Below are 11264 nucleotides of genomic sequence, written 5' to 3'. Positions count from 1 at the left end.
ACACAGTCAAACCATCCGGAATAAATAAAAACATCATCCAACACCAGTTCATCCGGTGTGAAGAGGAAGTCGTTATTAAAATCTATCCACATATCCAGAAAAAGATCGTAGGAACCACTGCCAATCCAGACACTATGCACCAATCCGGCCTGCAAATGAACATAGTATCCGAAAGAATGATACCAAGAAGGATTACCGGTGCAAAATTCATCCCATAACTCAAGGTCATAAATCTTAAAGAAAGTAATATGATTACCGTTAGTACACCCAACCGAATAAAGGCTGTCGGTACACCCCCCACGATTTGCCTCCCCCGGAAACCGGGTACCTCTCTGATCATCACCGGTCAGTGCAAATTCACCGCCGGTTGAGGTGCTTTTTGAGGAAAACACCTGCGCGTAAAGTAGAATATTGAACCCGCAGAGCAGGGCAAATATTGCAAGAACACACCCGGACGTTCTCATAGCTACAAAGTATTTGAGCTGTCAAAGGTAACACAATTTGCAGGATTTTGCAAATCTCAGTGGCTCAAATAAGTTGATCACATGATTAACCAACAGATCATCCCATGTCAGCTAAGGTTTTCCTCAAAACCAAAAATCCGGTATTAGAGACCATCTTCTTAGATATACCCTATGACCTTTAGAATGCTGCAATGCTAAAATGCATGAATGTGGCTATGTTTGAACCGAACCCCTTACACCAAAGTTAGACATGGGTGTTACATGCGTTTTTTTCACCCCGGCTATTTTTTATCAGGTAGCTGTGAACCCTTACCTTGATTAGGATCCCATACATCATTCTTATCCTTATTATCTGTCTGTCCGTCCAGGTTAAAATCCACTGCTTTGTATCCGGCTTTGCCGGCCTCATTCATCCAAATAATTTTATCCGTAAGATCAACAATACCACTTGCATTGCCATCCCCTCCGAACATTCCAAAAACGCCATTGGGTAAGCCCTTTTGTGCATCGGTTCCATACGCCTGGTCAGCAGAAGTGGTAAAATCGTAGGTAAAAAGAAGGTCAACTTCCGTTACCCCGAAGTTTGACAAAACCGGCAAATGGTTTCTGTGCCAAACCACAACATAAAGATTATTTACCGGGATTTCCGCAGCATACACAAGTGGCGAAATGCCGTCAAGGCCAACAACCGAACCGTCCTTTTTCAGGAAGGCTGCTCTCCTGTCAATCATTGTGGCATCTGAAATATAAGATGCATTCGTGGTATCGTGCAACTCCATGTACACCCAATCCACCACATCGGGTGGAATTTCTGCAACGCTTTCCGTTCCATCGTAATTCCAGGGCGAAACATCATAGGGTTGTTCCAATGGGATAAAACCCTTATTTGAAAGGGCAGTACCCATTACCGTATCCTCATACGGGCCTTCCAGAAAAACCTTTAAACTGATTCCCCTGAAATATTCAAAGGATGCAGCATGGTGCACACTCCAGGTTTCCGCCGTATCCTTTACACGGATAAACAGATCGTGCATGCCCAGTTGGAGGCTTTCACTGTTTTTGGTTTGGCCGAAACCTGCAACATTTATTTGTATCACCAGGTCAATTGTATCACTCTCCGGAATAGTGATGGGCTCTCCATTACCAGGCCCGGGATCCGTATCCACATAATACTCAATGAAACTGATTGGAGTGGTAACGGGCAACTCCTGCAGATCCATATAATAAAACATCCTGCCCTGTGGTAAACTCACTTCGTGTCCCTCCTCACCGGTTAAACGGAAATATAAAAATTGAAAATCATTAGGCTCTCCGCCAAGAACTTCAACCACCGTATCAGCTTCATAGGTATTAGCTATGTGAATTATTATCCCGGCACCTACCCCCTGATCTTCACCAAAATAATATTCAATTTTATCAAAGGGGTTGGCCTCCGGCAATTCTTCTTCACTATAAGCGTAATACATTCTATCGTGAGCATCACTTATTCGTGATGCCTCTCCTGGCCCCTCATCACCTGTTAAACGACAATACAGAAAGTGAAAACTATTTGCCTCTTCACCAAGTACTTCAACCACAGTATCTTTTTCATATGTTTCGGTAAAGTCAATGGTTCCGTAGCCTGTTCCCGGGTCTGCATCTGAATAGTACTCTATTTTATTAAAGGGCTTGGCCTCCGGAAGTTCTTCTTCATTATAGGCATAGTACATCCTGCCTTGTGGTAAACTCTTATCATGGCCCTCTTCACCCGTTAAGCGACAGTAAAGATGTTGAAAACTATCTCCCTCTTCTCCAAGTATTTCAACAACAGTATCTTTTTCATAAGTATCGTTAAAGTCAATGGTTCCGTAGCCTGTTCCCGGGTCTGCGCCAGAATAATACTCTATCCTGTTAAATGGCCTGGCCATAATTTCCTCTTCATCCTTAAGAATATAAACCAGGCGGCCCTGCGGTAAACTCCAATCATTCGGCTCTTCACCCAAAATACGAACATAAAGCGTGTTAAATCCTTCCTCCAGGTCATTGGGATTAATATCGTCCAAATTTATTTCAACCACCTCGTCTATTTCAAAATATTGAAGTGGTGGATCAAATACAGTGTAATTGTAGCCAAAACCAACGCCAGGGTCTTTATTAAAGAAAAACTCCATGGCCGTAATAGTAGGTTGTATCTGTCCGGCCAGATTTATCAACAGGCTGCAACATAAAAACAGTAGTAAAAATATCTTTTTCATGATCGTTCCTCCCGGCTATTATTCCTGTGCCCTGGCTTTGATATGCACCTTAATTTTTCCACCCGGTGCAACGTTGGGTGTTAAGATGTTCATCAGGGTGATCTGCGGTACCGGGGGCGGGGCACTGGTAATATAGGGTGATACCCCACCAATGGGAAATAAATGGAAATCACCATAAATACCAACGTCTGATCCGTTAGTCCCTGCACCAATTCCTCCAGAGTTAGGATCAAGATGGTAATCATATGCATAGTCATAAGGACCTGGTGGGTTATTGCCTGCATCAACAAAAATGTCATTAGGCTCTTCCCCAAGAACATTTTCGAAGTCCGGGTCTTCAGTATTCATATAGGGTTGTATGCCAATTCCAAAATCGATGTTATACTGGCAGGTACATAAATTGGCAGCAAAGGCGCTGTTGTAAGCCCCTAAAGGCGAAACGCCAAAAAAGATGTTGTTTTGTATGATCGCGCTATGAACCTCTGAAAAAACAGAGCCTGTATATTCAAGAAAAATGTTATTGGCTATGATTACACTACTGCCGGCATAGTAGCCACTAATCTGGTTGGAAATAATGTTATTGGTGATCAAGGTATTAAAAAGATTGCCCTTGGCACTAATTGTATTGATGATATTATTGGCAACTAACCAGTTAAAATGTGCACCACCGCCAAAAATCCCACCCCGGGTGATGCTGCCGGTAATCCTGTTTCTTTTTATTTTAATGTCATTGATTCCGTCAGTGTATTCCCCGACATATATGGTGTTTACCAAAAATCCCATAATGGTTGTGCCGGAACCGCCGTATAATCCAATACTATTGATTGAAGTGGGATAACCAAACTGGCTATCGGGATGATATCCTGCGCCGTACAAAGTTACCGGAGAAGTAATGGTAACGCCTCCATAAGGAGTTGGCGTACCACAAACCAAAATCGTGTAATCCGGCCCGGGGTGGGCTGCAGCGTAATCAAGGGCCGTTTGCAGGTTGTTGAAAGAATAAGGTGGATTTTCCACAAAATTAACATCGTTTGAAACGGTGATGATTTGCTGAGCCTGCAGGAAGGTAATGGCCAGCAGCAAAATGACTGTGTTAAAGAAATGTGTTTTCATAATTAAAGATTTAGATTGTAATTAATTTATTTTTTGGTAATTTGTACATCATAGTGTTCATTTAATAGGGATTCTCCTGCCAAACGCATCGCGCACACGCATCTGCATGTTCGAGAAAGAACCTGTGTATTCAAGTCCCAATAGGATTTGGAATGGTAAACAGGCTGATTATCAATGCGCAAAAGAGGATAAAAATAAATGTTGTTGTTTTCATAGCAGCTAATTTTTAAACCGTTCAAAGGTACTTCAATTCTCATAATTTTGCAAGGGGGTGAGGAAAATTCGTAAAAATCAGCATCCACAAAAAGAGGCTGCCTTAACATTCTTTACTCACTTCAAAGGCGCTTAGGATTAAATTATTAATGACTAATTTTTGTTAACTCTGCAGTTAAGCAGTGCTTGCCAGAAAACTCTTAATGTTGAAAATCATTGTTTGCCCCAACCCTAAAGGGAGCAATGATTTTCAACGATTTACTCCCTTTTCCCGAAGGGATCCCTGTGGGAAGGGCGGGGTTAATAAATCGTTGAAAATCACATTCAAGGTGTTTTCTGGCAAGCACTATGTAAAGAAAAAAGTCAGCCTCTTCAAGCCGGTCAGTCTCAGGTAATGAAAACTCAGTTGACGACCACCTTCCGGAATAGCGAACCCGTTTCTGTTTCCATCCGGATAAAGTAAACACCCTTCGGCTGACTGCTTAAATCAATCCCGGCCGGTAAATGCAACGAACCGGAAAATATTCCCACACCAAAAGCATTGAAAACCCTAACGTTTATGAGATCCATGCTGCCTTCGATGGTGAAAATTCCCTGTGTAGGATTAGGATAAATCTCAATAAAATGATGCACACTATCGAGACTTTCCAGTAAAGACACTTGGTGGATTAAAACACTTTGAACTACCGCACAACCATTATGGGTAAACTTGAGATCATCGCTTGATTGATCCGCAAAGGAAGGCTGGATAACATATTCATTGCCTGTCTTTGTGCAAAATAATTTAAATTGAATACCTTCATTTGGATGAAAACCCTCCTTAATACTTGTGGTTGGATCATCAGGGAACACATTTAATCCTAACGATACATCTGATTCTAAAGTGCTGGACCATACAATACCAGCACAATTTTGTCCCTTATCAAATGCTCCAATCATGTAATCGGATTGAAACATATGGAATAATGTTTTCGGAAAAATTACCAGATGAGATTCCGGCGACTTGGTTACTTCATTCCAAGGGTTAAAATATCCATTTACAGGATACGTATTTGTATTTTGCGAATTATTTGAGTGAGGTGGAAGATTTACCGCTCTGGCTTCATCAACAAAAACATAATAGCTCTTTCCGGGTTCTAAAACGCTTAAGCTATTAATCCCATAATCTGGGTAATAGACGTTGTAACCGGCTACCTCCTTTATAATGACCAAATGATTACCCAAAATATCGTCAATCATTTCAACAGGTATTGGAGTTTCGCTGAGTACTGGCATAATGTTCCATCCAACATCAAAACTTAATGAAAAGTAGTCGAGCTGCACACCCTCGAAAGTTAACATTGCCGGTTCGATCATTTTGACAACGTAACCCTGATGCGAATCCCACAATCCCAAAGTGTTGATCATGCCATCGGGATAATAAAAACCATCGAGGCCTTGTAGGATAATCATTTGATTTAAAACTGGGAGCATCAGTTCTTCCACATCGGCATCAAAAGGTTGTACAACGCTTGAAATTCCGCTCCAGCCTTGTGGAATGTTGACTGTAAAGAGATCAATCCCTTCCTGTGTAAACGAAATTTCTGAAACCGGTGTAACGCATTGTGCCGCATTGATGGTAATTTGTGATGAACGGGGATCAATGCTTTCATTTCGCTCGTAATGCACCTCAATGGTTGCGTCACCAGAACCTGCAGCAGGTATAAATTCAAGCCATTCTGCTGAGGTTTCGACGCTCCATTCAACCATGGCGTTGTTGGTGAATGTAAGGTCAAAGGTTTCGATGCCTTCCCGGGCGCCAGCTGCGATTGCATCAATACTGATAAAAATATCCGGTTTTCCGATACTGAACACTCCATTGGATTCTCCGCTTATCCCCGGGTATTCAACAGACTCTACCACGATTTCGCAGGTCTCTGAATAGATATCGGGTATCTCTACTTCTGCCGAACCATCGTTTGCTGTACCTGAAAGCAGGGGAACAGCATATGAATCAAGACCAAACGGATATAGGGTAATGTTTACAGTACCCGCAGTGTTAGAATGAAACCATTCAACCTTTTCCTGGGAGTTTGCGATAAATACTTCACCATTTCCTGGCCTGGTAACAATGATCTCGGGATTGGCGGTAAAATAGACCGACCTTAAAAATGATCTTGATAAAATGCCCCCATCAGGCAGATTACCTGATGCTTTACAGGTAAAATTATAACTTCCCGGCGCATCCGTTTCGGTAAATGCATTCCCAAAAATGCCATCACCCGGTTCCCCGTCCCAGTGCATACCGTCATCCATCAGCTCAAAGCTCACCTGTTGCTTTTCACCGGATGTATCCGCTTGCTGGACAGTACATTCGATATTTGCCTCGCTGAGCACCAAATCCTCGATGCTGAATTGCAAAATAGCAGGCTCACCAATGCCGAAACGCTTTTTATTGATGTCGAACCCGGTGTTAACAAACGAAACCCCAAAAACACTCAGGTTGTAATGCCCTCCACTGTAAGTATTAGTTCCGGTGATATTCGCTGTGTATTCGCCTGGCAATGGATTTTCGAGGAATATTTTATCGTAGGATGACCATAACGAAGGCAAAACATCAATTGCTTCACCATCAGGATCGGTAACCGAAAGGGTAAAATTACCGGTCGTATTGGACAACAATATCGTAACATGGTTGGCTTCCTTATCAAGGTTGAACGTTACTGTGGAATTCACCGTGGCGGTTCCCTGTGGGATTTCCCAGGTTTCGTCGCAGAAAACCTGCTCTCCGGTGGTTGCTTCTTTTATCGCATTGAGGATGGAACGGAATAGGTATAAATCCGGGCTATGAAAATACATTCCGAGCGTAAGTACTGCCATTAAATTCATCAAATCCTCATCGGACTCGTTCCCCAGTGCAATCGTGTGGATATCTGTATTGTAAGGTACTGAACCGATCACTGAACCTACATACGGTGGATAAAGATCATAGCCATCGCTGACAAAAATAATGTTGTATGGATCCTCAGGGTTAGTTTGCTGGATTTGCATTAACGCAGGCATCAGCCCTCCACCAAATGAGGTTTCAAAATTACTTGGAAAAATGTAATTAATGGCATTTATGGCTGCCATGCGGTCGTTGTCGTCCATAATGACAGTGTAGGGATAAACAATGTTTGCACCGGTTATGCCCGAACTGAAGCTGATGGCAGACAAACCATTCATTGGGGGAAGATCGGCAACAAAGTTGGTCACGTGCGATTTAACCGGTTCAAGATAATTTTCCATGTACATGCTCAGCGAATTATCCAGGATCAAATAAGTATATTCAGGTGGAATAACAAAAAATCTTGTCTTTCCATCGATCCTACCTTCAAAATCAAAATCATACATCCTATTCCACCTGAAAGGCCTTCCTGTGAAGTTTATCCAATCAAACCCAACATCAACGATCAAATCGAATCCATTACCAAAAAGGGGAGCCTTTCCGAGGCGGTCCCAAACTTTTGTCTCATTAAAGCCCCCGAAATTATCTGTGAATATTGTTTCAAAGCCATCCGAAACATCTTTTAAAGTCCTGTTGATTTTCCATTGATCGTTTGTTTTATGGTTAACGATATAGGTTCTGACATTTTCGTTCGTAGGGCAACATAATGCATAGGCATAAATGTCTTCTGTCCAACTAAAGACATTCCTCCTAAGTCCATTGAGATCGCAGGTTGCAGTATATGGATAGTAATTCATTCCCCTGAGAAAATATGCCAGGTTGATCTGGTTGAAATGAGGGGTCAGGTCCAGCGGGTCGTCGTTATTGTCATCAAGCAACAAAAGTTGGTTGTAATGATCCCTGGGTGAAACATTACCTTTCCTCAAATCCTCGATACATTGATGCAACCTCTGGTTCATACCATCCTCAGTAAAAGTATTCCTGAGCGCCCACCAGGCAGAGGCTACCGCTTTTTGATTATGATAATGACCATGGTCAATTTCATTAAGCGTATTTGCACCTCCTTTAGGATCAACTAGGTCCTGAACTGCAATGAGTGTCGAAATATTTTGTGATATCCCGTCAGGATACATCATCACCGGATCCTCCATACCCGCGCAGGGGTAATACCACGCATAAGCTTCATCAATACACTCTCTGTTACGATTGTTTGGTGTCAGCCATTGATTACCATTTTCCTGGTAAACAAAGATATGGGTGACTTCATGCCTGATGGTATGTGAGGCACGTGCACCACCTTCGTTATATTCTGCAGTCCTTGTGGCTCCATCCGCACCTCCATAGTCGGTCATAATAACCTCAACAATGGTATTTATGTCGGGCATATCAGCAAATTTTTCATTTAAATAGTAAAGATGGTTAAATGCATTAAAATATACCGTCGGCTCATGTCGGTAAGTAAAAGGTGTTGCACCTCCAACATGGTTTTGATCCTGAAAAGTAAAATTATGAATGAATTCCCCTTGGTTGTAATTATAGGTATGACTCAAGTGTGGAGGATGTGAATTAGAACGCAAACTGCGTCTGACCTCAACCCATGAATTAAATACTACTTCCATACTTGAAAATTCAACAAAAGAATACAATTCATAATTGCCATTTTCGTCAGTGTGTGTAGTTTCTTTTAAAATATGGTTTTGGTCATAAAAGTTAACTGGTAAATTGCATAAAGGCTTCAGCTCCAATACAAGAGCGTTTGGATTCGTCAGAGGATAGACCATCCCATTAATAGTTCCACTGTAGCAAAAGTCGAGCTTATTTTGTATGGAGTCAGATAAATACATGACATCCTGGACTTCAGTTCGGGAGTTTGAACTGTATTCAACAGGGTTAACATTCCAGATACCCCCTGTTTGATCCGGATTTTTAGAATAACGATAATTCGGTATGTCGCCGATCACCATTCCGCTGTTGGCATCCACATAAAACGTGCGTTCGTCGTATCTAATCTTATGGCACAGGCTGGCCGGTGCGTTATCGAACAAAAAATTCTCCGGCAGAATAACGATAGTTGCCACAGGCTCTTCCTCTGCAAGAAACGGGTAGGTAAAATTTTGCCTTACCTTTCCAACAGCATAAATTGCATCGTAATCAATCCCGGTATCCACATTCAGTCCCGTCGCGGTAAGGTTTGCAAACTGGTAGATCTCGCCATGATCCCTCATGGCAAAGTTGATCCGCTTCCCTTCCACCAGAACTCCATTGTGATACTGCTGAAAGGAAATGTAGAATGTTTTTGTTTTCGGATTGTACTTATCCGAAAGCAGGACAAAATCGGAAGCCGGGAGCAGGATGGCCTGTTCGAGGTTCCGGATCATTTCAGTTGCAATGGCAACAGCATCTTCCTTCTTAGGCGATGTTACAGGGCACTGGTAACTGCCCCACATTTTGGTAAGGATGTTTTTTTCATCGTAAAAAAACTGCCATTCGCTGCCGTAAAGTGCCCTGATCTTGGCTTCATTGGCAGCCATTTGTTTTTCTGTGATCAGTTGATTGTTTTGAGCCCCGCAATAGATACCTGCTAACAAAACTATTGTTAGAGATAGCATCAGTTTTGTTAATTTTTTCATCATGATACGTGTTTAGGTTAATAATTTAGCAAAGATACATCCAAAACAAAATTTTGTCAAGAGACTGTAATGCAAAGATTTAAAATCCATGGATCCACAGGACATCCACGCATTTTAAATTTTGGATAAGCAGGTGATATCCCTATCAATGCATAGGATATTAAGGTCGGATCAGTCACCATAAACGTTACTCTAACTAGTTGCATGCTTCATGCGTTTAAGTCTCAGGTAATGAACACTCAGTTGACGACTATCTTCCGGAATAGCGAACCCGTTTCTGTCTCCATCCGGATAAAGTAAACACCCTTCGGCTGACTGCTTAAATCAATCCCGGCCGGTAAATGCAACGAACCGGAAAATATTTCCACACCAAAAGCATTGAAAATCCGGCTATCCAAAATGCAGCAGCCCCTAATTACATTCCGGGAAGGTGATCACTCCTGCCTGCGACAATTTCACAAAATAGGCTTTCCCCGGCGTCAACACAGGAAGCGTGTTGATGTTGTATGCCGGCCAGAACACCCCAACACCCGCCACATCCTGAATGATGATCACGCTGCTGAGGATGGCACCGAAAAGATCTGCCGTAGCGACTTCGCAGTTTACCATCCCCGGTATCAGGTTCCAGCCGTCGTTGAGCGAAAGCGTTCTCGCTTCGTTGATCGCACCAAGCACCTTTACCTGACAATTGTTCTCCACCTTGATCATGTATCCGGAATTGGTGTCCCAGTTGCCCAGCGTATTTACACCTGCAGATGGCTGATACACCCCAAAAAAATTCTTCAGAATGGTCAATTCATTGTCGATGGCAGAGAACATGCTTTCCACGGAAGGATCGAAAGGCAGCATATAGCTGGAAATGCCTGCCCATCCTTTGGTTAAGGCGATGTCCTGTCCGATGAATGAAAACGCTCCCAGCGTGTTTGCGTAGAGACTGGGATCCAGATACTTCAAGGGGTCGGTTGAAGTTAACGACTGGTGATATTGTCCTCCGTTCATCAGTTCCTCATCAAAGGAGATCCCGCACGCTTCCCCCGAGTTGGCTATTTCTATCTGTATCCGGAGCAAGCCGGTAAAGGAAGAGGGCATGGCGTTGAAATCACCGGACGAACCATTCTGGTTCAGCTCTTCCACTGCTTCTGTGATCACGGCGAATTTTGACGGCGTATTGTCGGCCACATTCACAATGTGGTAATGATCCGACAGCAGCGGAAGCATTTCGATGTTCACTTTGCCGGCGCCAACGATCTGGTTGCCGAACGCATCTGCATTGTAGTCGAAATACACCTGCAAATCCCTGTGAACAGTGCCTTCAGCACTGGCTTTTACATCCACATCGAACTGAAAATACTCCGGCATTCCGCTGATGACCTGGGGATTGGAAAAGCGGAAGGCAAGCTGTGTTTGCGAAAAAAGGCCAACACTGATGGTGGCCGACAGGGCCAGTAATAGAATTAAGTTTTTCATAGTTCGTAAATTTTTGGTTAATACTTTCCTGTTTTTGTTTTTCCTTTTTGCTGATTACAAAGGTACTGCAGAAAGGGTGCGGAATGCTAACACTGTCGTTTCATTCTTTAACACTCTCGTTACATGATTAAAAATATTTGTTGATCGCATTGTTTTTCAACACGTTAAAAAAGTAAAAAAGATCATTCACGGGCAACATTTTTCAACATTCCGGAGG

Annotated in this window: 6 protein-coding genes; all 6 read right to left on the bottom strand. The window is 42.7% G+C overall.

What is annotated here, in order from left to right; genetic code table 11:
• Positions 1-464: hypothetical protein (locus IH598_13455; GenBank protein ID MBE0639518.1), on the bottom strand; the 464-nt coding region annotated here is incomplete at its 3' end.
• Between the two features lie 281 nt (positions 465-745).
• The gene (locus IH598_13450) at positions 746-2698 is read right to left on the bottom strand and encodes a hypothetical protein (protein MBE0639517.1); all 1953 of its coding nucleotides are present in this window, start codon (positions 2696-2698) and stop codon (positions 746-748) included.
• Between the two features lie 18 nt (positions 2699-2716).
• Positions 2717-3811, bottom strand: coding sequence for a hypothetical protein (locus tag IH598_13445; GenBank protein ID MBE0639516.1), 1095 nt, complete (start codon positions 3809-3811; stop codon positions 2717-2719).
• Positions 3812-4426: 615 nt separating this feature from the next.
• A complete protein-coding gene (locus tag IH598_13440) occupies positions 4427-9580 on the bottom strand; it encodes a T9SS type A sorting domain-containing protein (protein MBE0639515.1) in 5154 nt (1717 codons plus the stop codon).
• Between the two features lie 239 nt (positions 9581-9819).
• Positions 9820-9948 carry a T9SS type A sorting domain-containing protein gene (locus IH598_13435; protein ID MBE0639514.1) on the bottom strand — a complete coding sequence of 43 codons (129 nt, stop codon included), beginning with the start codon at positions 9946-9948 and terminating at the stop codon, positions 9820-9822.
• 43 nt (positions 9949-9991) lie between these two features.
• Complete coding sequence (locus IH598_13430) at positions 9992-11047, bottom strand: hypothetical protein (GenBank protein MBE0639513.1); 1056 nt, start codon at positions 11045-11047, stop codon at positions 9992-9994.
• Positions 11048-11264 lie beyond the last annotated feature (217 nt).

Source organism: Bacteroidales bacterium (genome assembly GCA_014860585.1).
GTDB lineage: Bacteria > Bacteroidota > Bacteroidia > Bacteroidales > 4484-276 > RZYY01.
This window is presented reverse-complemented; position numbering and strand designations above follow the sequence as displayed.